Source organism: Kitasatospora acidiphila (genome assembly GCF_006636205.1).
In the GTDB taxonomy this organism is placed as follows: domain Bacteria; phylum Actinomycetota; class Actinomycetes; order Streptomycetales; family Streptomycetaceae; genus Kitasatospora; species Kitasatospora acidiphila.
Map to the genome: position 1 here is coordinate 173,888 of NZ_VIGB01000001.1, position 26,587 is coordinate 200,474.

Below are 26,587 nucleotides of genomic sequence, written 5' to 3' on the forward strand. Positions count from 1 at the left end.
GGGACGAGGCTCAGGAGATCCCGAATCGCTCGCCGATGAGGTCGAACATCTCGTCGTCGCTGGCCGACTCGAACCGCTCGGCCGCGGAGTCCTCGTCATCCGCCGCGCCCACCTGCCGCAGCTTCGCCAGGAGCGCCTGCAGGCGCTCCTCGACCTTCTTGCCGTCGAACTCGTCCGCCAGGAGCGCGGTGAGCGCCGAATCGGCCTCATCCAGCCGGGCCAGGACCGCCGTGTCGGCGCTCTCCTCCGCCTCGAAGAGGCGCGAGCGGAGGTAGGCGGCGAGCTCGGCGGGGTTGGGGTAGTCGAACACCAGGGTCGCCGGCAGCTGCACGCCGGTCGCGGCACTCAGCTGGTTGCGCAGCTGGACCGCGGTCAGCGAGTCGAAGCCCATCTCCTTGAACGCGACCCGTTCCTCGACGGCGTCACCGGAGGCGTGTCCCAGGACCTCGGCGACCTGGGTCCGGACGACGTCCAGGAGTGCCGCCGAGCGCTCGGCAGGCGCCAGCACCGCCAGCCGCTGGGCGAGCGGCTGCTCGCCGCTGCCACCCGTCCCGCTGCCGCCTGCCCCGCCGCCGCCGGCGGCGAGCCGTCGGACGTCGGCCAGCTCCTCGACCAGGCGGCTGGGGCGGGTGGAGGTGAACCTGGGCAGGAACCTCTCCCAGTCGATGTCCGCCACCGTGACGGTGGCCTCGCCGTACTCCACGGCCCCCTGCAGCGCGGTGATCGCCAGTGCCGGGTCCATGGCCGACATGCCGTGGCGCCGCAGGTGGCGCTGCATCTCCTCGCCGCCGGCCATGCCGTCGCTCCCCCAGTTGCCCCAGGCGATGGAGGTGGCGGGCAGGCCCTGCTCGCGGCGCTGTTCGGCGAGCGCGTCCAGGAAGGCGTTCGCCGCGGCGTAGTTGGCCTGGCCGGACGAGGCGACCGTGCCACCGAGCGAGGAGAACAGCACGAAGGCGGACGGCTCCAGGTGCCGGGTGAGTTCGTCCAGGTTCAGCGCGCCGACCGCCTTCGGCCCGAGGACCCGGCCGAACCGCTCCGGAGTCATGCCGTCCAGGATGCCGTCGTCCAGCACCGCGGCCGTGTGCACGACCGCGGTCAGCGGGTACTCGGCGGGGATCTGCTGCTCCAGCACGAGGCGCAGCGCCTCGCGGTCGGCCACGTCGCAGGCGGCGAACGTGACCCGGGCGCCCAGTGCGGTCAGCTCCGCCGTCAGTTCGGCGGCTCCCGGCGCGTCGGCACCCCGACGGCTGAGCAGCAGCAGGTGCTCGGCGCCCCGGGCGGCCGCCCAGCGGGCGACGCGCTCGCCGGCCCCGCCGGCACCGCCGGTGATCAGGACCGTGCCGCGCGGCTGCCACGGCCTGGTGGGCTCGCCGCGGTGCTGCGGCGTCCTGACGAGCCGTCGGGCGAAGGCCCCGGCCGTGCGCACGGCCACCTGGTCCTCGCCGTCCGGGCTCGCCAGGATGCCGGTGAACGCCGCCACCTCCCGGTCCCCGGCGACCTCCGGCAGATCGATCAGTCCGCCCCAGCGGTCGGGGTGCTCCAGCGCCGCGACCCGCCCCATGCCCCACACCTGTGCCTGGACGGCACTGCGCAGCCGGTCGGACGCGCCCACGCTCACCGCGCCGCGGGTGGCCACCCACAGCGGGGCGGAGACGTCGGCATCACCCAGTGCCTGGACGGTCGCCACGGTGGCGAGCAGGCCTGCGGGCAGCTGCCCGTCCGCGCCGAACGGTCGCTGGTCGGCGCCGAGGAAGGACAGCACGCCGCTGAGCTCCCCGAGTTCGGCCAGCTCCTTGGCCAGGGTCTCCCTGGTCATGGTGACCGGGTCGAGTGCGAGCACCGTGGTCTGCGCGCCGGCGGCGCGCAGGCCCTCGGCCCACGGGTCCACCCATGCGGTGTCGGCGGGTGCCAGCACCAGCCAGCGGCCGGACAGGCCGGACGGCGCGGTGGCGGTCGGTGCGGTCAGCGGGCGCCAGCTGATCCGGTAGCGCCAGGAGTCGACCGAGGCGCTCTCCTTCTGCCGGCGGCGCAGCGCCGACAGGGCCGGGGCGACGGCCTCCAGTGACTTGCGCTGCTCGCCCTCGAGGTGCAGCGTGGCCGCGAGCGACGCCAGGTCGGCGCTCTCGACGGCGGTCCAGAACTCCTCGTCGATGCCCTCGGCCCCACCGGGGCGCGGAGTTCCTCGGCGGCCGCCGTGGGCTCCAGCCAGTAGCGCTGACGCTGGAAGGCATAGGTCGGCAGGTCCACGCGGCGTGCCCCGGTACCGGCGAACACCGTCTGCCAGTCGACGGTCAGCCCCTGGGTGTGCGCGTCGGCCAGGGAGTTCAGCACGCGGCGGATGCCGCCGTCCTCCCTGCGCAGCGTCGCGATGACCCGCACTCCCGCCTCGCCGGCCCCGTGCGCGGTCGCGTTGTCGTGGATCGAGAGGGCGAGCAGGGGGTGCGGGCTGGCCTCGATGAAGGCGCTGTGATGGGCGCCCAGCAGCGCCTCGACGGCCATCCGGAACTCGACGGGCTGACGGATGTTCCGGTACCAGTACTCGTTGTCGAGCCCGGCGGTGTCGAACAGGCCGCCGGTCACCGTGGAGTAGAACGGGATCTCCGAGCGCTTCGGTGCGACGGGTGCCAGTGCTTCCAGCAGCTCCTCGCGCAACTCGTCGAGCTGGGGCGAGTGCCCGGCGGTGTCCACGCCCGGGACCCGCCGCGCGGACACACCGTCGGCGACCAGTTCGTCGAGCAGGCTGGTGAGGGTCTCGGGGTCGCCCGAGACGGCCACCGTGTTGGGGCTGTTCACGGCGCCGACGCAGATCCTGTCGCTACGATCGCCGATCCGCGCCTCGACCTCCGCGGCGGGCAGGTTCACGGACAGCATGGCCCCGCGACCGGCCAGCCGGAGCCACGCCTGACTGCGCTTGGCGACGATCCTGGCGCTGTCCCGCAGCGACAGGCCGCCGGCGACGTAGGCCGCGGCGACCTCGCCCTGCGAGTGGCCCACCACGGCGGCGGGCTCCACCCCGTAGGAGCGCCACACGGCCGCCAGCGACACCATCATGGTGAACAGCGTCGGCTGGATGACGTCGATCCGGGTCGCAGGCGGCGCGTCCGGGGCCTCCCGCAGCACGTCCAGCACCGACCAGTCGACGAACTCGGACAGCGCCGCGTCGCAGGCCAGCACGCTCTCGCGGAACGCCTCGGAGGACTCCAGCAGCCCGGCCGCCATCCCGACCCACTGGGATCCCTGACCGGGGAAGACGAACACGGCCCGGCCACCCGCGACGGCCGAGGCCTTGGTGGTGTTGGCCGCGTTCCGCCCGTCCACGACGGCGTCGAGGCCCTGCCGGAAGTCGTCGAGGCCCTCGCCGACCACGACGGCCCGGTGGTCGAACAGTGAGCGGGCGGCGCCCAGCGAGTGGCCGATGTCGGCGGGCCGGGCGTCCGGGTGGGCGTCCAGGTGGATCCGGAGCTGCCTGGCCTGCTCGCGCAGGGCGGCGTCGCTCTTGGCCGACAGCAGCCACGGGACCGGCCGGCCGGCGGCTCGGGGGCGTCGGCCGGCATCGCATCGGTTGAACGGGCATCGGCCGGCAGGGCCTCGGTCGGCGTCGCATCGGTTGCATGGGCGTCGGTCGCCAGGGCCTCGGCGGGGAAATCCTCCAGGATGACGTGGGCGTTGGTGCCGCTCACCCCGAAGGCGGACACGCCGGCGCGGCGCGGCCGCTCGTCGGCGGGCCACGGCCGGTCGTCGGTCAGCAGCGAGACGTTCCCCGCCGACCAGTCCACGTCCGGCGTGGGCGCGTCGATGTGCAGCGACTTCGGCATCGTGCCGTGCCGCATCGCCATGACATCTTGATCACACCGGCCACGCCGGCGGCCGCCTGGGTATGACCCAGGTTCGACTTCAACGAGCCCAGCCAGAGCGGCTGTTCGGCATCCCGGTCCTGACCGTAGGTGGCCAGCAGCGCCTGGGCCTCGATCGGGTCGCCCAACCGGGTGCCGGTGCCGTGCGCCTCGACGACGTCGACCTCCGAGGTGGACAGCCCGGCGTTGGCCAGCGCCTGCCGGATCACCCGCTGCTGCGACGGACCGTTCGGGGCCGTCAGCCCGTTCGAGGCACCGTCCTGGTTCACGGCCGAGCCGCGGACCACCGCGAGGATGGTACGGCCGTTGCGCTGCGCGTCGGACAGTCGCTCCAGCAGCAGCACACCGGCGCCCTCGCTCATGCCCGCCCCGTCGGCGGCGGCGGCGAACGCCTTGGACCGACCGTCACGCGCCAGCCCCTGCTGCCGCGAGAACGCCACGAACAGCGCGGGGTCGCCATCACCGTGGCACCGCCGGCCACCGCGAGCTCGCACTCGCCCGACCGCAGCGCCTGGCACGCCATGTGGAGCGCCACCAGGGACGAGGAGCACGCCGTGTCGATCGACACGGACGGCCCCTCCAGCCCGAAGGTGTAGGCGATCCGGCCGGACAGCACGCTGGCGGAGCCGCCGGTCAGCACGTAGTTCTCGGACTCCTCCCAGGCCTTCGCCTGGACCATCGTGTAGTCCTGGCCGTTGGTCCCGACGAAGACGCCGGTCTGGCTCCCGTGCAGGCTGTGCGGGTCGATGCCGCCCGCTCGAAGACCTCCCACGAGGTCTCCAGCAGCAGGCGCTGCTGCGGGTCCATCGCGCGGGCCTCGCGGGGGGCGATCCGAAGAACGCAGGGTCGAACTCGCCCGCGTCGTAGAGGAAGCCGCCCTCCACGGAGTAGAGCTTCCCGACCGCGTCCGGGTCCTCGTCGTAGAGGCTCTCGATGTCCCAGCCGCGGTCGGCGGGCAGGCCGGAGACCGCGTCGACATGATCGGCCACCAGCTGCCACAGGCCCTCGGGCGAGCGCACGCCGCCGGGGTAGCGGCAGCTCATCCCGACGATGGCGATCGGCTCGTCGTCCAGCACCGCCGCGCGCACGGCGGGCAGCCCGGCCGCGTTCTGCTCGCCGACGAGTTCGCGGCGCAGGTGCTCGGCCAGCACCTCGGCGGTCGGGTAGTCGAAGGCCGTGGTGGGCGACAGGCGCAGGCCGGTCTCGGCGTTGAGACGGTTGCGCAGTTCGACGGCGGTGACCGAGTCGAACCCGAGGTCCCGGAAGGCCCGCCGCTCGTCGATCGCGTGGGCCGACTCGTGGCGGAGCACCACGGCGACATGCGACCGCACCAGCTCCAGCAGGTGGTGCTTCTGGTCGGCCGGACCCATCGTCAGCAGGCGCTGGACCAGCGGGGTAGCAGCCGGTCCGGCCTCCCCGGCCTCCCCGGCCTTGGCGACCGGCTCGGCCTGCTGGGCCGCGAGGGCCTTCTTCACTTCGGGCAGTTCACCGAGGAAGGCGCTCCCCCGGTTGGCGGTGAAGGCCACGGTGAACCGGGGCCAGTCGACGTCGGCGACCGCGGTGCAGGTCTCGTCGCGGTCCAGCGTCTGCCGGAGGGCGACCAGCGCCGTGTCCGGATCCATCACCGGCACGCCGTGCCGTTGGGCCACCTCACTGATCTCGGGGTCGCCCGCCGCACCCGCGCCGCCCCAGACACCCCAGGCGACCGACGTCGCGGCCAGACCGCGATCGCGGCGGCACTGCGTGAGCGCGTCCAGATAGGCCGTCGCGGCGGCGTATCCGGCCCGACCGCGGCTGCCCCAGGTGCCGGCGTTCGAGGAGAAGACGACGAACGCCTCCAGCGCGGACTCGTGCAGCAGGGCGTCCAGGTTCACCGCACCCGCGATCTTCGCGGACGCGGTGGCGACCAGCTCCGCCGGGGAGCAGTCGGCGATCAGGGCCGACCCTCCGGATCCGGCGGTGTGGACGACGGCGGTGAGCGGGTGCTCGGTCGGGATGCCGCCCAGCAGTGCGGACAGGGCGTCGCGGTCGGCGATGTCGCAGGCCGCGATCGTCACCTTCGCACCCAGCGCGGTCAGTTCGGCCGCGAGCACGTCCGCACCGGGCGCCTGCGGGCCACGCCGGCTCACCAGCAGCAGGTGCTCGGCCCCATGGCCGGCCAACCACCGAGCCACATGACCACCCAGCGCACCCGTGCCACCCGTCACCAGCACCGTGCCCGACGGACGCCAGTCACGCACCGCCCCCGCCCGGCGGGCACCGCACGCACCAAACGCCGTCCGAACACCCCGAACCCCGAACCGCCACCTGGTCCTCGACCACACCACCCGCACCGGGACCGGACGCCAGCACACCCACCAGGCGCCGCACCACGCCCTCGCCCAGCACCTCCGGCAGATCGACCAGACCACCCAGAGATCCGCGTGCTCCAACGCCGCCACCCGGCCAAGACCCCACACCTGCGCCTGAACCGGGCTCAGCACACGATCGCCGTCCGCGCCCACCGACACCGCACCACGGGTGACCGCCCACAGCGGAGCCGCCACACCCGCGTCACCCAGGGCCTGCACCAGAAGCAGCGTCCCCGCCAACCCGCAGCCAGATGACCATCCGCAGCCATCGGCCGCTCATCCAGCGCCAGCAGCGACAGCACACCCGCGAACTCGGTCCCCCGAAGCGTGGCGAGCCGGTCGGCGAGCTGCGAGCGGTCGGTGCGGCAGGCATCCACCTCGATGACCCGGGCGGGGTCCTCCAGGCCCAGCGACTTCACCAGGGAGTCGGCCCACTCGGTGTCCGCAGTCCCGCTCGGGACGGCGAGCAACCAGTCTCCCGGCAGCGTGGCCGGCACCGACGCGGCCTGCTGCGGCAGCGCGCGCCACGTGACTCCGTAACGCCAGGAGTCAGCGGTGGAGTTCTCGTTCCGGCGGCGACGGTAGGTGGAGAGCACGGGCAGGACTTCCCGCAGCGACTCGTCCATCCCCTCGCCTGCGTGCAGGGCGGCGATCAGGGCCTCAAGGTCCTGGCTCTCGACGGCTTGCCAGAACTCTTCGTCGGCCGGGTCGGTCAGGAGGGTGTCGTCGCGCAGCGGCACGTCAAGCCAGTAGCGCTGGCGTTGGAAAGCGTAGGTGGGCAGGTCGACGCGGCGGGCGCCGGTGCCCTCGAACAGGGTCGGCCAGGCGACCGGGGCGCCGTGCACGAAGGCCTGCGCCAGGGACGCGGTCAGACGCGCCCAGCCGCCCTCACCACGACGCAGGGTACCGATCGCCGCGGCGACGGTGTCCTGCTCGCCGATGACCTCCTCGATCGCCGGGACCAGGACGGGGTGCGAGCTGACCTCGATGAACAGGCCGTGGCCTTGGGTGAGGAGGTTCTCGATGCCGTCGCGGAACTCCACCGTCTGACGCAGGTTGGTGTACCAGTACGCGGCGTCGAGCTCCTTGGTGTCCAGGAAACCGCCGGTCACGGTCGACCAGAACGGCACCTGGCCGGAGACCGGCACGATCGGCGCCAGGTCGCGGGCCAGACGCTCGCGCAGGCCCTCCACCATCTGCGAATGCGAGGCGTAGTCCACCGGGATCCGCCGCACCCGCACCTCACGACCCTCACACCAGGCCATGAACTCCTCCAGCGGCAGGGTCGGGCCCGAAACCACCGTCGAGGCAACGCCGTTGACCGCCGCAACCGACACGCCATCGCCGCCCCACTGCTCCAGCAGTCCGCGCACCTCACCGGCACCCGCGCCCACCGACACCATCCCGCCCGAACCGGCCAGTTCCTCCGCGATGGCCTTGGAACGCAGCACCACCACCCGCGCGCCGTCCTCCAACGACAACCCACCCGCGACGACAGCAGCCGCGATCTCACCCTGGCTGTGGCCCACGACAGCCGCCGGCTCAACCCCGTACGACCGCCACACCTCAGCCAGCGACACCATCACCGCCCACAACACCGGCTGCACCACATCAACCCGCTCCAACCACCCCTCATCACCGGAACGCACCACCTCACCCAACGACCAGTCCACCAAGCCGCTCAGCGCCCGCTCACACTCACCCATCCGGGCCGCGAACACCTCCGACGACCCCAGCAACTCCCCCGCCATCCCCAGCCACTGCGACCCCTGACCCGGGAAAACAAACACCACACCACCATCAACCACACCAGAACCGGAAACCACACCCACGCCGGCCTCACCGGTTGCCAACTCACCCAGCCCTGCGAGCAGTTCACTGCGATCGGCGCCCAGCACCACCGCCCGGTGCCCGAACACCGCACGCGACGTCAGCACCGAGAACGCCGCGTCCAGCCCGCTCAGCCCCGGCTCGGCCTCCAACCGCTCCACCAACGCCGCCGCCTGACCCCGCACCGCCGCCTCGGACTTGCCCGACACCACCAACGGCACCACCGGAAGCCCGACCACAGGCTCTTCAACGACCGTCTCCGCAGGCACCTCCGCCTGCTCCAGGATCACGTGCGCGTTCGTCCCACTCACACCGAACGACGACACACCCGCACGCCGAGGACGATCCACCCCCGGCCAAGCCCGCGACTCCGTCAGCAACTCCACCGCACCGGAGGTCCAATCCACCTCGTGCGACGGCTCATTGACGTGCAGCGTCTGCGGAAGGACACCCTCCCGCATCGCCATCACCATCTTGATCACACCCGCCACACCGGCGGCGGCCTGTGCATGGCCGATGTTGGACTTCACCGAGCCGAGCCACAGCGGCTGTTCGACATCGCGGCCCTGACCGTAGGTGGCCAGCAGCGCCTGCGCCTCGATCGGGTCACCCAATCGCGTCCCGGTGCCATGCGCCTCCACCACGTCCACATCACCGGTCGTCAGGTGCGCATTCGCCAGCGCCTGCCGGATCACCCGCTGCTGCGACGGACCGTTCGGCGCCGTCAGCCCGTTCGACGCACCGTCCTGGTTCACGGCCGAACCCCGCACCACCGCAAGCACGTTGTGGCCGTTCGCCACCGCGTCCGACAGCCGCTCCAGCAGCAGGAGTCCGACGCCCTCGCCCAGACCGGTGCCGTCCGCGGCATCCGCGAACGCCTTGCACCGGCCGTCCGCCGAAAGCCCGCGCTGGCGGCTGAACTCGACGAACGCACCCGGGCTGGACATCACCGTCACACCGCCGGCCAGCGCGAGGTCGCACTCGCCGGCCCGCAGCGCCTGCGCCGCCAGGTGCAGCGCCACCAGCGACGACGAGCACGCCGTGTCAACCGTCACCGCCGGCCCCTCCAGGCCCAGCGAGTACGACAGTCGGCCCGACACCACGGCAGCCGTGTTGCCGGTGACGAAGTACCCCTCCAGCTGGGTCGGGTCGCCCTGGGCGAGCGCCGCGTAGTCCTGGCCGTTGGTCCCGGCGAACACACCGGTCCGGCTGCCCCGCAGCGACTCCGGGTCGAAGCCCGCGCGCTCCAACGCCTCCCAGGAGGTCTCCAGTAGCAGCCGTTGCTGCGGGTCCATCGCCATCGCCTCACGCGGCGAGATGCCGAAGAAGTCCGCATCGAACTCGGCTGCGCTGTCGAGGAATCCACCGTTCCGGACGTAGGAGGCACCCGACTTGTCGGGGTCCGGATCGTACAGACCGTCGATGTCCCAGCCGCGGTCCACCGGGAAGGGCGTCAGGGCGTCCACCCCGTCGGCAACCAGCCGCCACAGGTCCTCGGGCGAGCGCACGCCGCCCGGGTACCGGCAGCTCATGCCGATGATGGCGATCGGCTCCCGCTCCCGCTGCTCCGCGAGGGTCGCACGCTCGCGGTACTTGTACAACTCCGCCGTCGCCCACTGCAGGTGACTCAGCAGCTCGTTCTCGTTGCCCATCAGAAAGCCCTCTCCCCGCACTCGACCAAAGCTTGCAAAGAACTGCTGCTACTCACGACTTGCCGAAGTCGCGGTTGAGCATGGCGATCAGCTCGTCAGCCGTCGCCGCTCCGAGATCGGGCCGCTCCGCCGGCCGACCCTGGTCCGACGCACCGCTCTTCCACCTCGCCAGGACCTCTTCGAGCTGGGTCAGCACCACCGCGTGCAGGTCCCCGTTCTCCGCGGTTCGGGCCAGCAGCTCGTCCACCCCGCTCACTTGGGCCAGGGCCCGCTCCTCCAGGGCCTCGTCGTCCTGCCGGGTGAGACCGCGGTGCAGGTGCTCGGCCAGCTGAACGGCCGTCGGGTAGTCGAAGACCAGGCTGGCCGGCAGCCGCAACCCGGTGGCCGTGGTCAGCCGGTTGCGGAGTTCGACGGCGACGACGGAGTCGAAGCCGAGGTCGCGGAACGCCCGCTTCGGATCGATGCTGGCAGCCGACTTGTGGCCAAGCACCGCCGCCACGTGGTCCCGGACCAGGTCCGCCAGCAGCCGGACCTGGTCCTCGGCGCTCTTGCCCGTCAGCCGCTCCAGCAGTGCATCGGCCGCTCCGGCCGCGCGCTCGCTCCTGCCCACACCGGCGGTGACCTCACGGACCTCCGGAAGCTCGCTGAGGAAGGCGCTCGGCCGGGTGGCGGTGTAGGCGACCGCGAACCGGGGCCAGTCGATGTCCGCGATGGCCAGGAAGGTCTCGTCGCGGTCAAGCGCCTGCTTCATGGCCGCGACCGCGAGATCGGGGTCCATCGCGGGAATCCCGTGCCGACGGGCCACTTCACCGACCGCCGTGCCGTCGGCCATGCCCGCGCCGCCCCACACGCCCCAGGCGATCGAGGTCGCGGTGAAGCCGTCGTGCCGACGCTGCTCTGCGAGCGCATCCAGGAAGGCGTTGCCGGGTGCGTAGTTTCCCTGGCCCGACGCGGCGAAGGTGCCGGCCAGCGCCGAGAACAGCACAAAGGCATCGATGTTCTGACTGCGCGTCAACTCGTCCAGATGGCGGGCCGATGCAGCCTTGACCCGGGCGACGCTGTCCAACTGATCGACACTCAGGGAGTCGAGTACACCGTCGTCCAGCACCGCCGCGGTGTGGAAGACGGCGGTCAGCGGGTGCTCGGTCGGGATGCCGTCCAGCAGCGCGGACAGGGCGTCGCGGTCGGCGATGTCGCAGGTCGCGATCGTCACCTTCGCACCCAGCGCGGTCAGTTCGGCCGCGAGGTCGTCCGCACCGGGCGCCTGCAGCCCGCGCCGGCTGACCAGCAGCAGGTGCTCGGCCCCATGGCCGGCCAGCCACCGAGCCACGTGTGCTCCCAAGGCACCCGTGCCACCGGTGACCAGCACCGTGCCCGACGGACGCCAGTCACGCACCGCCCCCGCCCCGGTGGGCACCGCACGCGCCAAACGCCGTCCGAACACCCCGAACCACGAACCGCGACCTGGTCCTCGACCACACCACCCGCGCCGGGACCGGACGCCAGCACACCCACCAGGCGCCGAACCACGCCCTCGTCCAGCACCTGCGGCAGGTCAATCAGACCCCCCCAGCGCTCCGGGTGCTCCAACGCGGCAACCCGGCCAAGACCCCACACCTGCGCCTGAACCGGGCTCAGCATGCGGTCCTCCGCGCCCACCGACACCGCGCCACGAGTGACCGTCCACAGCGGAGCCGCCACACCCGCGTCACCCAGCGCCTGCACCAGGAGCAGCGTCCCCGCCACCCCCGCAGCCACCGAGTCGGCGTGCGCGTGCGCCCCCTCGTCAAGCGCCAGCAGCGACAGCACACCCGCCACCTCGCCCATGCCGGAGAGGCGCTCGGCCAGGCCGGCACGGTCGATGGTGGCAGCATCGACCTCCAGCACGGTGTTGTCAGCACCGGCGAGCCGCAGCCCGTCCAGCAACAGCGGCAGCCACTCGTTCGCGGTGCGGGCCGCCGGCACGACAACCAGCCATGTACCACCGCCCACCAGCACGCCCGGACGGTCGGGCAGTGGACGCCAGACGGTGCGGTAACGCCAGGACTCCGTCGCGGAGTTCTCGCGCCGACGCCTGCGGTAGGTCGAGAGCGCGGGCAGGACGGTGCCCAGAGTCCCGTGGGCGTCGTCGCCCAGGTCCAGGATGCGGGCCAGTCCGTCCAGGTCCTCGCCCTGGACGGCTTGCCAGAACTCTTCGTCGGCCGGGTCCGTCGGGGCGGTGTCGTCGCGCAGCGGCACGTCCAGCCAGTAGCGCTGGTGCTGGAAGGCGTAGGTGGGCAGGTCGGCGCGGTGGGCGCCGGTGCCCTCGAACAGGGTCGGCCAGGCGACCGGGGCGCCGTGCACGAAGGCCTGCGCCAGGGACGCGGTCAGACGCGGCCAACCGCCCTCACCACGACGCAGGGTACCGATCGCCGCAGCTTCGATGTCGTGCTCGCCGATGACCTCCTCGATCGCCGGAACCAGGACCGGGTGCGAGCTGACCTCGATGAACAGACCATGCCTTGGGTGAGGAGGCTCTCGATGCCGTCGCGGAACTCCACCGTCTGACGCAGGTTGGTGTACCAGTACCCGGCGTCGAGCTCCCTGGTGTCCAGGAAACCGCCGGTCACCGTCGACCAGAACGGCACCTGGCCGGAGACCGGTGCGATCGGGGCCAAGTCGCGGGCCAGGCGCTCGCGCAGGCCCTCCACCATCTGCGAATGCGAGGCGTAGTCCACCGGGATCCGCCGCACCCGCACCCCACGACCCTCACACCACGCCATGAACTCCTCCAGCGGCAGGGTCGGGCCCGAAACCACCGTCGAGGCAACGCCGTTGACCGCCGCAACCGACACACCCTCCCCACCCCACTGCCCCAACAGCCCGCGCACCTCACCGGCACCCGCGCCCACCGACACCATCCCGCCCGACCCCGCCAACTCCTCCGCGATCGCGAGCGAGCGCAGCACCACCACCCGCGCGCCGTCCTCCAACGACAACCCACCCGCGACGACAGCAGCCGCGATCTCACCCTGGCTGTGGCCCACGACAGCCGCCGGCTCAACCCCGTACGACCGCCACACCTCAGCCAGCGACACCATCACCGCCCACAACACCGGCTGCACCACATCAACCCGCTCCAACCACCCCTCATCACCCGAACGCACCACCTCACCCAACGACCAGCCCACCAAGCCGCTCAGCGCCCGCTCACACTCACCCATCCGGGCCGCGAACACCTCCGACGCCACCAGCAACTCCCCCGCCATCCCCAGCCACTGCGACCCCTGACCGGGAACACGAACACCACACCACCATCAACCGCACCAGAACCAGAGGCCACCGACCCCGAAACCACCGAGCCCGACGCCAACTCGCCAAGCCCCGTGAGCAGTTCATCGCGCTCGGAGCCCAGTACCACCGCCCGGTGCCCGAACACCGAACGGGACGACACCAGCGACTGACCCACATCCAGCAACCCCAGCGCCGGATCGGCCTCCAACCGCTCCAACAGCGCCGCCGCCTGACCCCGCACCGCCGCCTCGGACTTGCCCGACACCACCAACGGCACCACCGGAAGCCCAACCACCGAGTCAGGCTCCACCGCCACGGGTTCCTCGACCTGCTCCAGAATCACGTGCGCATTCGTCCCACTCACACCGAACGACGACACGCCCGCACGCCGAGGACGATCCACCTCAGGCCACGCCCGCGACTTCGTCAACAGCTCCACCGCACCCGCCGACCAGTCCACCTGGCGCGACGGCTCGTCCACGTGCAGGGTCTGCGGAAGCACGCCCTCCCGCAGCGCCATCACCATCTTGATCACACCACCGACACCGGCAGCCGCCTGCGTGTGACCGATGTTCGACTTCAACGAGCCTAGCCAGAGCGGCTGTTCGGCCGACCGATCCCGGCCGTAGGTCGCCAGCAGCGCCTGCGCCTCGATCGGGTCGCCCAACCGCGTCCCCGTCCCGTGCCCCTCCACCACATCGATCTCCGCGGTGGACAGCCCGGCGTTGGCGAGCGCCTGCCGGATCACCCGCTGCTGCGACGGACCGTTCGGCGCGGTCAGGCCACTGCTGGCGCCGTCCTGGTTCACCGCCGAACCCCGCACCACCGCAAGCACCTTGTGCCCGTTCGCCACCGCATCCGACAACCGCTCCACGAGCACCAGCCCGACGCCCTCGCCCCAGCCCATTCCGTCCGCCGCGTCCGCGAACGCCTTGCACCGGCCGTCCGCCGAAAGCCCGCGCTGGCGGCTGAACTCGACGAACGCACCCGGGGTGGACATCACCGTCGCACCACCGGCCAGCGCCAGCGAGCACTCACCCGCCCGCAGCGCCTGGACCGCCAGGTGCAGTGCCACCAGCGATGACGAGCACGCGGTGTCCACCGTCACCGCCGGCCCCTCCAGGCCGAACACGTACGACACCCGACCCGAGACCACGCTCGTCAGGCTGCCGGTCAGCAGGTAGTCGCCCGCCCCGTCCGACGCCTTGCCCGCCTCGGCCCCGTACTCGTTGTAGGAAGCGCCGACGAAGACACCGGTCTCGCTGCCCTTGTAGGCGTGCGGGTCGAGTCCCGCGCGCTCGAAGAGCTCCCACGAGGCCTCCAGCAGCAGCCGCTGCTGCGGGTCCATCGCCAGCGCCTCACGCGGGCTGATTCCGAAGAAGTCCGCATCGAACTCGGCGGCGTCGTGCAGGAATCCGCCTCACGAGCATGCGACTTTCCCTGGGCCTCGGGGTCGGGGTCGTAGAGACCGTCGACGTCCCAACCCCGGTCCGTGGGAAAGCCGGCAACGCCGTCGACGCCGTCGGCCACGAGTCGCCACAGGTCCTCGGGCGAGCGCACACCCCGGGGTAGCGGCAACTCATGCCGACGATGGCGATCGGCTCCCGCGAGCCCTCCTCCAGCTCGCGAACGCGCTCACGGGCATCATCGAGATCGACCATGACCCGCTTCAGGAAATAACGAAGCTTCTCTTCGGCAGCCATCAGGCTATGTCCGTTCCAATCAGATGAGGAAGATGAAGGGGGCAGAGGCGAGCTACGAAATCCCGAACCGCTTGCCGATGATGTCGAAGATCTCGTCGTCGGACGCCGCATCGAGCTGATCGGCGGCCAGGTTTCCGGACTCCGCGCTCCGGGCCTTCTTCACCTTCGCCAGCAAGCTCTCCAACCGCTCCTCGATGTCCGAGGTCGCCAGTTCTGCGACAGCGATACCGGAGAGCACCGCGTCGATGCGGTCGATCTCCGCCCGGACCAGCGCCTCGCCGGCAAGCTCGTCCGGCACGAGTCCGACGCGCAGGAACTCGGCCAGTTCCTGCGTGGTCGGGTAGTCGAAGACCGCGGTTGCCGGCAGCGACACACCCGTGGCCTTCTGCAGCCGGTTCCGCAGCTCCACCGCGGTCAGCGAGTCGAAGCCGAGCTCCGTGAAGCCGCGCTCCGGGTCGACGGCCGCACCGGATCCGTGGCCCAGCACCACCGCCACCTCGGTCCGCACCAGATCGACCAGGATCCGCCGACGGTCAGTGCCGGACGCACGGCCGACCCGCTCCCGCAAGCTGCGCAGCGCCTCGTCCTCGCGGTCACCGGCGCCGTCCACGAGGGCCTCCAGCGCGCGAGCCGCTTCCGGCACCCGGCCGATCAGGCTGCTGGGCCGAACCGAGGTGAACGCGACCGCGAAACGCTGCCAGTCCACGTCGGAGACGGTGACGCACGGCTCCGCCTCACCGACGGCCCGCACCAGCGCCGACACGGCGCTTTCCGGTGCCATCTCGACCAGGCCACGACGGCGCAGGTGCTCCACCACCTCCGCGTCCGCGCCCATGCCGTCACCGCGCCAGACGCCCCAGGCGATCGAGGTCGCCGCCAGGCCGCGCTGGTGCCGGCTCTCCGCCAGTGCGTCCAGGTACGCGTTCGCTGCGGCGTACGCTCCCTGGCCGCCGCTGCCCCAGACACCGGCGTTAGAGGAGAACAGCACGAAGGCGTCGAGCGGACGCTCCGCGAGGAGTTCGTCCAGGTGGGCCGCACCGGCCGCCTTGCCGCTCAACATCTGCTCGAGGTCGGCCGGTTCGCTGTCCGCGAGGTTGCCGAAGGTGCTCACACCGGCGGTGTGGACGACGGCGGTGAGCGGGTGCTCGGCCGGGATGCCGTCCAGCAGTGCGGACAGGGCGTCGCGGTCGGCGATGTCGCAGGCCGCGATCGTCACCTTCGCACCCAGCGCGGTCAGTTCGGCCGCGAGGTCATCCGCACCGGGCGCCTGCGGGCCACGCCGGCTCACCAGCAGCAGGTGCTCGGCCCCATGGCCGGCCAACCACCGAGCCACATGACCACCCAGCGCACCCGTGCCACCCGTCACCAGCACCGTGCCCGACGGACGCCAGTCGCGCACCGCCCCCGCCCCGGCGGGCACCGCACGCACCAAACGCCGTCCGAACACCCCCGAACCCCGGACCGCCACCTGGTCCTCGACCACACCACCCGCACCGGGACCGGACGCCAGCACACCCACCAGGCGCCGCACCACGCCCTCGCCCAGCACCTCCGGCAGATCGACCAGACCACCCCAGAGATCCGCGTGCTCCAACGCCGCCACCCGGCCAAGACCCCACACCTGCGCCTGAACCGGGCTCAGCACACGATCGCCGTCCGCGCCCACCGACACCGCACCACGGGTGACCGCCCACAGCGGAGCCGCCACACCAGCGTCACCCAGCGCCTGCACCAAAAGCAGCGTCCCCGCCAACCCCGCAGCCAGATGACCATCCGCAGCCATCGGCCGCTCATCCAGCGCCAGCAGCGACAGCACACCCGCGAACTCGCCCACTGCTGCCAGGCGCTCGGCCAGGCCGGCGCGGTCCACCGTCTGGAGAGCGAGGCTGATCAGCTCGGTCTCCTGGTGCCGACTGCGCAGCGCGGTGACGCAGGTGTCGATCCAGGCAGCGTCGTGCTCGTCGACGCCCTCGGGCGCCACGACCAGCCACTTGCCCGGCAGCGCGTGATGGGTGCTCTCGGCAAGAGCCTCCCAGGTGATGCGGTAGCGCCACTGGTCGGTGGCGGACTGCTTGCGGACCCGCTGCCGGTACGACGACAGCACCGGCAGCACCGCCTCCAGCGACTCCGCCTGCTCATCGGCCACGCCCAGCGCCGCGCTCAGCCCGGCCAAGTCACCGCGCTCCACGACCTCCCAGAACCGGCCGTCCACTGCGTCCGATGACAGAGTCTCCACAGCCGGCCGCTCGGAGGCCTCCAACCAGTAGCGTTGGCGTTGGAAGGCGTAGGTCGGCAGGTCGATGCGGTGGGCACCGGTGCCCTCGAACAGTGCGTCCCAGGCAACCGGGGTGCCGGTGGCGTGCAGGCGCGCCAGCGCCTCCATCACGCCACGGACCTGGTCGCGTCCCGAGCGCATGGTCGGCACCACGCCGCGGGCCGGGCCGTCCTGGGGCAGGCACTCGGCGACCATGCCGGACAGCACCGCGTCCGGGCCGACCTCGACGAAGCTGCCAACACCCAAGTCCAACATGGCGGCAACGCCATCGGCGAAACGCACCGCGTCGCGAACCTGGCGCACCCAGTACTGCGGCTGCGTCCACAGCTCCGACTCCACCCGGCCGGTGACGGTGGAGACCAGCGGCAGCATCGGCTCGCGAAGGTCCAACCCGGCCACGACGCCCGCGAACTCCTCCAGCATCGGATCCATCAGGCCCGAATGGAACGCATGACTGACCGTCAGACGCCGCGTACGGCACCCCTGCTCGGCCAAAACAGCCGCAGCAGCCAGCACCGGTTCCTCGTGCCCGGACAGCACCACCGACGACGGACCGTTCACCGCCGCCACCCACACACCCTCCACGCCCTCGATCACGGCCCGGACCGTCTCCTCGGACCCGCCGACCGCGACCATCGCGCCACCCGTCGGCAGCGCCTGCATCAGCCGGCCGCGCGCCACCACCAGCGCACACGCATCCTCCAGCGACAACACCCCCGCGATGTGTGCGGCCGCGATCTCACCCACCGAATGCCCAGCCAGCACACCGGCCGTCACACCCCACGACTCCAACAGCCGGTACAGCGCCACCTCCAACGCGAAAATCGCCGGCTGCGCAAACCCCGTCTGGTTCAACTCCTCACCCTCAGGCAACTTCACGCCCAGCTGCCCGCAGACCTCCTCATGGGCTCGTGCGAACACCGGGAACGCCTCACCCAACTCCCGTCCCATGCCAGCCCACTGCGAACCCTGACCCGAGAACACCGCCCCAAGCGCCCAGACACCGTGCCCGAGACCCCGACCGCACCCGACGCCAACCCACCCAGAGCAGCGAGCAGTTCACCACGATCCGCCGCCACCACAGCCGCCCGATGCTCCAACACCGAACGCGACGTCAACACCGAGAACGCCGCATCCAGCACCCGGACATCACCCTCACGCACCCACTCCAACAGCGCCGAAGCCTGCCCCCGCACCGCCGCCTCAGACTTACCGGACACCACCAACGGCACCACCGGAAGCCCAACCACAGGCTCCGCGACAACCGCCAACGCAGGCTCCTCCGCCTGCTCCAGGATCACGTGCGCATTCGTCCACTCACACCGAACGACGACACACCCGCACGCCGAGGACGCCCAACCTCCGGCCATGCCCGCCGCTCGGTCAGCAACTCCACCGCACCGGAGGCCCAATCCACCTCCTGCGACGGCTCATCGACATGCAGCGTCTCCGGGAGAACACCCTCCCGCATCGCCATCACCATCTTGATCACACCCGCCACACCGGCAGCAGCCTGCGTGTGACCGATGTTCGACTTCAACGAGCCCAACCACAGCGGAAGTTCGGCATCACGCCCCTGACCGTAGGTCGCCAGCAGCGCCTGCGCCTCGATCGGGTCACCCAACCGCGTCCCCGTCCGTGCGCCTCGACGACGTCGACCTCCGAGGTGGACAAGCCGGCGTTGGCCAGCGCCTGCCGGATCACCCGCTGCTGCGACGGACCGTTCGGCGCCGTCAGCCCATTCGACGCACCGTCCTGGTTCACCGCCGAACCCCGCACCACCGCAAGGACGTTGTGGCCGTTCGCCACCGCGTCCGAGAGTCGCTCGACCAGCAGCACGCCGACACCCTCGCCCCAGCCGGTGCCGTCCGCCGCATCGGCGAACGCCTTGCACCGACCGTCGGCGGCCAGACCGCGCTGCCGCGAGAACTCCACGAACGCGCCCGGCGTCGACATCACGGTCACACCGCCGGCCAGCGCCAGGTCGCACTCGCCCGAGCGCAGCGCCTGCGCAGCCAGGTGCAGCGCCACCAGCGACGACGAACACGCCGTGTCCACCGTCACCGCCGGCCCTCCAGGCCGAAGACGTACGACACCCGGCCCGACATCACACTCGCCGTGTTCCCGGTCATCACATAGCCCTCGAGCTCACTGGCCTCCCCGGCGTTCTCCATCAGGAGCGGGACGTAGCTCTGGCCGTTGGTGCCGATGAAGACGCCGGTAGCGCTGCCCTTGAGCCGGTCCGGCGCGATACCGGCACGCTCCAGCACCTCCCAGGAGGTTTCCAGCAGCAGGCGCTGCTGCGGGTCCATCGCGAGCGCCTCACGCGGCGAGATCCCGAAGAACCCCGGGTCGAAGTCCTCGGCGTTCTGCAGGAACGCGCCTTCGCGGGCGTAGGACTTGCCCGGCACCTCGGGGTCGGGGTCGTACAGGCTGCCCATGTCCCAACCGCGGTCGGCAGGGAAACCGGAGACCGCGTCGACGCCGTCAGCGACCAGGCGCCACAGCTCTTCGGGCGAACGCACGCCGCCGGGGAAGCGACAGCTCATCCCCACGATCGCGATCGGCTCGTCCGCCATCGCGGCGGCTCCGGCACCGACGGGCACGACCGAGGCGTCCGGCTGGATGCCCAGCAGCTGGCCGCCGAGGTGGCGGGCCAGCGCCTCGGGCGTCGGGTAGTCGAAGACGAGGGTCGCGGGCAGGCGGGTGCCGGTGGCCGTAGCCAGCCGGTTGCGGAGTTGGACGGCGGTCAGCGAGTCGAAGCCGAGCTCCTTGAACGCGCGGCGCTCGTGGATCCCGTCCGCCGACTCGTGTCCCAGGACGGTGGCTACGTGCGATCGCACCAGGTCGAGGATCTGCCGCTCCTGCTCCTCCCTGCCGAGCCCCTTCAGGCGGTCGGCGAGGGTCCCGGTGCCGGCGGTGGTACCGGCGGCACCGGGCGCGGCTGCGCGGAGGCTGCGCACCCGGGGCAGGTCCGCGATGAGCGGGGTGCTCCGCAGGGCGTTGAGTCGCTGTTCGAGCCGCGACCAGTCCACATCGGCGACCACCACGACGGTCTCGTCGTGATCCAGTGCCTGCTGGAGCGCCTTGATGCCGAGGTCGGGCGCCATCGGGGGGATGCCGTTGCGGCTCAGCTGCTGCTGAGCGGTTTCACCGGTGGCCAGTCCGGCGCCGCCCCACGCGCCCCAGACCACCGACGTCGCGGTGAGCCCGTGCGCCCGGCGGAACTCCGCCAGGGCATCCAGGTAGGTGTTGGCCGGTGCGTAGTTGGCCTGTCCCAGCGACGGCAGCGTTCCCACCAGCGAGGAGAACAGGACGAAGGCCGAGAGCTCGCGGTCCCGGGTCGCCTCGTGCAGGTTCCAGGCCGCCGTGGCCTTGGATCGGAGCACGGTGTCGAAGCGCCCGACCGTGAGCGAGTCCAGCATGCCGTCGTCCAGGGCAACGGCGGTGTGCATCACCGCGGTCAGCGGGTACTCGGTCGGGATGCCGTCCAGCAGCGCGGACAGGGCGTCGCGGTCGGCGATGTCGCAGGCCGCGATCGTCACCTTCGCACCCAGCGCGGTCAGTTCGGCCGCGAGCTCATCCGCTCCCGGTGCCTGCGGACCACGCCGGCTCACCAGCAGCAGGTGCTCGGCCCCATGGCCGGCCAACCACCGGGCCACCTGCGCGCCCAGCGCACCCGTGCCACCCGTGACCAGCACCGTGCCCGACGGGCGCCATTGACGCTTCGCGGAACGCCCGCCCAACCGCGCCTCCAGCATGCGGGGGACGAACATTCCCGACGCGCGTACGGCCACCTGGTCCTCGACGGCACCTGCCAGCGCCGCCAGCAGCCCTTCTCGCACCCGCTGATCGTCCTGCTCCCAGGCCAGATCGACGAGCCCGCCCCAGCGCTCCGAGTACTCCAGCGCAGCGACCCGGCCCAGGCCCCACAGCTGCGCCTGGACCGGGCTCAGGACGTGGTCTTCCGCGCCGACCGACACCGCGCCACTGGTGACCACCCACAGCGGAGCGGTCACGGCCGCATCACCCAGTGCCTGCACCAGGAGCACGGTCGCCGCCAGCCCTGCCGGCACGGCATCTCCGGCCAGGTGCTCGCCCTCGGCAGAAGCCAGCAGCGAGAGCACGCCGTCGACGTGCCCGAAGTCCGCCAGCTGTTCGGCCAGCCTGACTCGGTCCGCCGCCACCGCTTCGACCTCGATCACCTCGGCCTCGGCACCGGCGCCCCGCAGCGCGTCCAGGCATAGCTCCACCGACCGCGTGTCGCCCTCGGCCGCGGTGACGACGAGCCACTTACCGGTCGGCGAAGGCGAGTTCGGGACCGTGGTGCGCTTCCAGGTGGTGCGGTAGCGCCACCCGTCGACCGTCGAGTCCTCCCGCACCTGCCGACGCCACGACGACAGCACCGGAAGCACCGCTCCCAGCGACGCCTCCTGCCCGTCATCCAGACCCAACACATCCGAAACAGACGACACATCCGCCTGCTCCACCGCACGCCAGAACGCCTCATCCACCGGATCCACCACGGCGGCCTCACCCCGCAGCGGCACCTCCAGCCAGAAACGCTGATGCTGGAACGCGTACGTGGGCACGTCGACGCGGTGCGCGCCGGTGCCCTCGAACAGGGTCGGCCAGGCGACCGGGGCGCCGTGCACGAACGCCTGCGCCAGCGACGCAGTCAGACGCGCCCAACCGCCCTCACCACGACGCAGGGTGCCGATCGCCGCGGCGACGGTGTCCTGCTCGCCGATGACCTCCTCGATCGCAGGGACCAGGACGGGGTGGGAGCTGACCTCGATGAACAGGCCGTGACCGTCCGCCAGAAGGCCTTCGACGCCGTGACGGAACTCCACCGTCTGACGCAGGTTGGTGTACCAGTACCCGGCGTCGAGCTCCTTGGTGTCCAGCAAACCGCCGGTCACGGTCGACCAGAACGGCACCTGGCCGGAGACCGGCACGATCGGCGCCAGGTCGCGGGCCAGACGCTCGCGCAGGCCCTCCACCATCTGCGAATGCGAGGCGTAGTCCACCGGGATCCGCCGCACCCGCACCCCACGACCCTCACACCACGCCATGAACTCCTCCAGCGGCACGGTCGGACCCGAAACCACCGTCGAGGCAACGCCGTTGACCGCCGCAACCGACACACCCTCCCCACCCCACTGCCCCAACAGCCCGCGCACCTCACCAGCACCCGCGCCCACCGACACCATGCCACCCGAACCAGCCAACTCCTCCGCAATGGCCTTCGAGCGCAGCACCACCACCCGCGCACCGTCCTCCAACGACAACCCACCCGCAACCACCGCCGCCGCGATCTCACCCTGCGAATGCCCCACCACCACCGCCGGCTCAACCCCGTAGGACCGCCACACCTCCGCCAGCGACACCATCACCGCCCACAACACCGGCTGCACCACATCAACCCGCTCCAACCACCCCTCATCACCCGAACGCACCACCTCACCCAACGACCAGCCCACCAACTCGCCCAAGGCCCGCTCGCACTCACCCATCCGCGCCGCGAACACCTCCGACGACCCCAGCAACTCCCCCGCCATCCCCAGCCACTGCGACCCCTGACCCGGGAAAACAAACACCACACCACCATCAACCACCGACCCCGACACCACACCCGAGGACACCCCACCCGACGCCAACTCACGGAGCCCCGCGACAATTTCATTGCGCTCGGAGCCCAACACCACCGCCCGGGACCCGAACACCGACCGCGACGAAACCAGCGAGAATGCCGTATCCAGCAGCCCCAGCCCCGACTCGGCCTCCAGTTGCTCCAGCAGCGCCGCCGCCTGACCCCGCACCGCCGCCTCGGACTTGCCCGACACCACCAACGGCACCACCGAAAGCCCGACCACAGGCTCTTCAACAGCCGTCTCCGCCGGTTCCTCGACCTGCTCCAGAATCACGTGCGCATTCGTCCCACTCACCCCGAACGACGACACACCCGCACGCCGAGGACGATCCACCTCCGGCCACGCCTGCGACTTCGTCAACAGCTCCACCGCGCCCGCTGACCAGTCGACCGCGCGCGACGGCTCATCCACATGCAGGGTCTGCGGAAGCACGCCCTCCCGCATCGCCATCACCATCTTGATCACACCACCGACACCGGCAGCCGCCTGGGTGTGACCGATGTTCGACTTCAACGAACCGAGCCACAGGGGAAGTTCGGCATCGCGTCCCTGACCGTAGGTCGCCAGCAGCGCCTGCGCCTCGATCGGGTCACCCAGCCGCGTCCCGGTCCCGTGCCCCTCCACCACGTCCACATCACCGGTCGTCAGGCGCGCATTCGCCAGCGCCTGCCGGATCACCCGCTGCTGCGACGGACCGTTCGGCGCCGTCAGACCATTCGACGCACCGTCCTGATTGACGGCCGAACCCCGCACCACCGCAAGGACCTTGTGCCCGTTCGCCACCGCGTCCGACAGCCGCTCCAGCAGCAGCATGCCGACGCCCTCGGCCCAGCCCGTGCCGTCCGCCGCATCCGCGAACGCCTTGCACCGGCCGTCCGAGGAGAGGCCCTGCTGCCGGGAGAACTCGACGAACGCACCCGGCGTCGCCATCACCGACACGCCGCCGGCCAGCGCCAAGGAGCACTCCTGCTTGCGCAGCGCCTCGCAGGCCATGTGAAGGGTGACCAGCGACGACGAGCATCCCGTGTCCAGGCTGACGGCGGGCCCCTCCAGGCCCAGGGTGTAGGAGATGCGCCCGGACACGACGCAGCTGAGGTTCCCGGTGACCAGGAAGCCCTCGAACGCGTCGGAGGCCTGCTTCACCGCGGAGGCGTAGTCGTTGTACATGACGCCCGCGAAGACGCCGGTGTCGCTTCCCTGCACGGACAGCGGGTCGATGCCGGCCCGCTCGAAGGCCTCCCAGGAGGTCTCCAGCAGCAGCCGCTGCTGCGGGTCCATCGCCAGCGCCTCACGCGGCGAGATCCCGAAGAAGTCCGCATCGAAGTCGCCGGCGTTGTAGAGGAAGCCGCCGTCCCGGACGTACGACGTGCCGGAGCGCTCCGGGTCGGGGTCGTAGAGCCCGTCCACGTTCCAACCACGGTCCTCGGGGAAGCCGGAGACCGCGTCCGCGCCGTCCATGACGAGCTTCCAGAGGTCCTCCGGCGAGCGCACACCACCCGGGTAGCGGCAGCTCATCCCCACGATCGCGATCGGCTCCCGCGCGGACTCCTCAAGCTCGCGGACCCGCTCCCGGGTCTTGTGCAGGTCGGCCGTCATCCACTTCAGGTAGTCGACGAGCTTCTCTTCGTTCGCCATCGTTCATTCCCTTGCGTCGTGCCGGTTCAGGTAGCTGTGGGGGGAGGAGACGGGGTCAGGAGCGCCCGAACTGCTGGTCGATGAAGTTGAGGATCTCGTCGGGGGTCGCCGCGTCGAGCTGGTCGAGCACGAGCCCCGGGTCGGTGTCCGCGTCCGTGCCTCCCGCCCGGCCGGACAGCGCGGATCCGCCGCGTGACTCCCGGATCCTGGCGAGCAGGGCCTCCAGGCGCGCCTCGATCCTGCGGCTGCCCGACTGGTCCGTCGAAGCGGTGGCGATCAGCGGATCGAGCTTGTCCAACTCCGCCAGCACGAAGGAGTCCGGGCTCGCCTCACCGTCGACCAGGCAGGTCAGCAGGTAGTCGGACAGAGCCGCGGTGGTCGGGTAGTCGAAGACCGCTGTCGCGGGCAGCCGCTGGCCCGTGGCGGCGTTCAGCTGGTTGCGCAGCCGAACCGCGGAGAGCGAGTCGAAGCCGAGCTCCGAGAAGGCCGCGGTCGGCTCCACCGACGACGTCGACGCGTGGCCCAGCACGGCCGCCACGTGTTCGCGCACCAACTCGACCAGGATACGCCGCTGTTCAGCCGGAATCGCCGCGGCCAGCCGGTCGCGCAGCTGCTGGGCCCGGTCCTCGTCCTGGCTCGCGTCCCCGTTCGCACCCTCGGCGGGTTCGAGAGCCCGGGCCGCTTCCGGGATCCTGCTGATCAACGCACTGCGGCGGACCGAGGTGAACGCGGGCGCGAACCGCTCCCAGTCCACGTCCGCCACGGTCAGGCACGCGGCCTCCTCACCGACCGCCTGCACCAGCAGGGCCACCGCGAGAGCCGGGGACATCTCCAGCACGCCCCGGCGCCGAAGCTGCTCGGCGACGGCCTCGTCGGCGGCCATGCCCGACCCGGCCCAGGCACCCCAGGCCACGGACAGCGCCGGACGGCCTTCGAGCTTTCGCCGCTCGGCCAGTGCGTCCAGGAACGCGTTCGCCGCGGCATAAGCCCCCTGACCACCACTGCCCCAGACGCCGGCGTTCGAGGAGAAGAGCACGAAGGCGTCCAACTCCCGGTCGCCCAACAGGTCATCGAGGTTCACCGCACCCGCGACCTTGGCCCGCACGACGCCGGCCAGGTCGTCCAGTCCGCAGTCGTCCAGCAGCGCCGACGATCCGTCACCGGCGGTGTGGACGACGGCGGTCAGCGGATGCTCGGCCGGAATGCCGTCCAGCAGCGCGGACAGGGCGTCGCGGTCGGCGATGTCGCAGGCCGCGATCGTCACCTCGGCACCCAGCGCGGTCAGTTCGGCGGACAACTCGTCCGCACCCGGTGCCTGCAAGCCCCGCCGGCTCACCAACAGCAGGTGCTGTGCCCCGTTGCCGGCCAGCCAGCGGGCCACGTGGCCGCCCAGGGCGCCTGTGCCACCGGTGACCAGCACTGTGCCGGACGGCTGCCACTCGTGCGCCGGAACCGCCCTGTCAGCGCCGGGAGCGCGAACCAGCCGTCGGGCGAAGGTGCCTGACATCCGGACCGCCAGCTGGTCCTCGCCATCCCCGTTGGTCAGTGCGGCGAGCAGCCGGTCCAGCGCCGTGCGTCCGGCTTCTCCGGCAGATCGACCAACCCGCCCCAGCGGCTGGGGTGTTCCAGCGCGGCGACGCGTCCGAGCCCCCAGATCTGAGCCTGCTCGGGGGCGATCAGGTACTCCGACCGGTCGGTCATGACGGCGCCTGCGTCAACACCCAGAGCGGAGCGGCGACACCTGCGTCGCCGAGCGCCTGCACCAGGAGCAGGGTCGCTGCCAGGCCGGCGCCCACGCCCGCGCGGTCGGGCATCGCCCGCTCGTCCAGCCCCAACAGCGAGATGACACCGGCAAATCCGCCTTCAGGGGCGGCCTCACCCGCTCCGCCGGTTCGATCGGCGCCGACGGCTTCGACGATCCGCCGGGCCAGGCCGGCACGGTCGGCGTCGGCGGCGTCCGCAGGGTCGAGTTGCAGCACGCGGACCTCGCCGCCCGCTGTGTCGACTGCCTCGGCGATGGCACCCGCCCAGCCGGCGTCGGCCGCCCCGGCGGCTGTCACCAGCAGCCACTGCCGGCAAAGCCGTCCTCCGGCGCGGGCTGCGGGGAAGCCATCGGCTCCCAGACCACCCGGTAGCGCCACCCGTCCCGGCAGACTTCTCGCGCCGGCGTCGGCGGTAGGTCGAGAGCGCGGGCAGGACGGTGCCCAGAGTCCCGTGGGCGTCGTCGCCCAGGTCCAGGATGCGGGCCAGTCCTTCCAGGTCTTCGCCCTGGACAACCTCCAGAACTGCTCGTCCACGGCATCGGTGGCGGGGGTGCGGGCAGGTGCGTTCGTCGGCCAGTAGCGCTGGCGTTGGAAGGC

6 protein-coding genes and 7 pseudogenes are annotated in these 26,587 nt (G+C 71.6%); all 13 read right to left on the reverse strand.

The window, feature by feature from the left end; genetic code table 11:
• Window positions 1-10 precede the first annotated feature (10 nt).
• A complete protein-coding gene (locus E6W39_RS00805; RefSeq protein ID WP_141631759.1) occupies window positions 11-1,888 on the reverse strand; it encodes a beta-ketoacyl reductase in 1,878 nt (625 codons plus the stop codon).
• Between the two features lie 183 nt (window positions 1,889-2,071).
• Window positions 2,072-2,284: pseudogene (locus E6W39_RS43350) on the reverse strand (hypothetical protein); the annotation flags it as partial.
• A gap of 68 nt (window positions 2,285-2,352) precedes the next feature.
• Window positions 2,353-3,510, reverse strand: a pseudogene (locus E6W39_RS40745) (acyltransferase domain-containing protein); the annotation flags it as partial.
• Between the two features lie 113 nt (window positions 3,511-3,623).
• Window positions 3,624-3,836, reverse strand: a pseudogene (locus E6W39_RS43355) (ketoacyl-synthetase C-terminal extension domain-containing protein); the annotation flags it as partial.
• Window positions 3,743-6,424 (reverse strand): annotated as a pseudogene (locus E6W39_RS43895) (SDR family NAD(P)-dependent oxidoreductase). The pseudogenes E6W39_RS43895 and E6W39_RS43355, both read right to left, overlap by 94 nt.
• Window positions 6,331-9,588, reverse strand: a pseudogene (locus E6W39_RS43375) (type I polyketide synthase); the annotation flags it as partial. The pseudogenes E6W39_RS43375 and E6W39_RS43895, both read right to left, overlap by 94 nt.
• 151 nt (window positions 9,589-9,739) lie before the next feature.
• Window positions 9,740-14,666, reverse strand: a pseudogene (locus E6W39_RS44470) (type I polyketide synthase).
• A 49-nt stretch (window positions 14,667-14,715) separates the two neighbouring features.
• Window positions 14,716-16,899, reverse strand: a complete 2,184-nt coding sequence (locus tag E6W39_RS44475; protein WP_456152130.1) for an SDR family NAD(P)-dependent oxidoreductase — start codon at window positions 16,897-16,899, stop codon at window positions 14,716-14,718.
• A 24-nt stretch (window positions 16,900-16,923) separates the two neighbouring features.
• A pseudogene (locus E6W39_RS44480) lies at window positions 16,924-24,227 on the reverse strand (type I polyketide synthase); the annotation flags it as partial.
• A 55-nt stretch (window positions 24,228-24,282) separates the two neighbouring features.
• Complete coding sequence (locus E6W39_RS00855) at window positions 24,283-25,734, reverse strand: beta-ketoacyl reductase (RefSeq protein ID WP_141631767.1); 1,452 nt, start codon at window positions 25,732-25,734, stop codon at window positions 24,283-24,285.
• A gap of 35 nt (window positions 25,735-25,769) precedes the next feature.
• On the reverse strand, window positions 25,770-25,928 hold the full coding sequence (locus E6W39_RS38910) for a hypothetical protein (RefSeq protein ID WP_181799015.1): 159 nt from the start codon (window positions 25,926-25,928) through the stop codon (window positions 25,770-25,772).
• Window positions 25,925-26,062 carry a hypothetical protein gene (locus E6W39_RS43910; RefSeq protein WP_181799016.1) on the reverse strand — a complete coding sequence of 46 codons (138 nt, stop codon included), beginning with the start codon at window positions 26,060-26,062 and terminating at the stop codon, window positions 25,925-25,927. The genes E6W39_RS38910 and E6W39_RS43910 overlap by 4 nt, the downstream gene beginning before the upstream one ends.
• Before the next feature lie 40 nt (window positions 26,063-26,102).
• Window positions 26,103-26,567, reverse strand: a complete 465-nt coding sequence (locus E6W39_RS38920; protein ID WP_407658344.1) for a hypothetical protein — start codon at window positions 26,565-26,567, stop codon at window positions 26,103-26,105.
• Window positions 26,568-26,587: the final 20 nt, after the last annotated feature.

Bases quoted from the DNA above. Each gene is read 5' to 3' on its own strand.
- E6W39_RS00855 (WP_141631767.1), bottom strand. From the start codon at position 25,734: ATGTCAGGCACCTTCGCCCGACGGCTGGTTCGCGCTCCCGGCGCTGAC.
- E6W39_RS38910 (WP_181799015.1), bottom strand. From the start codon at position 25,928: ATGACCGACCGGTCGGAGTACCTGATCGCCCCCGAGCAGGCTCAGATC.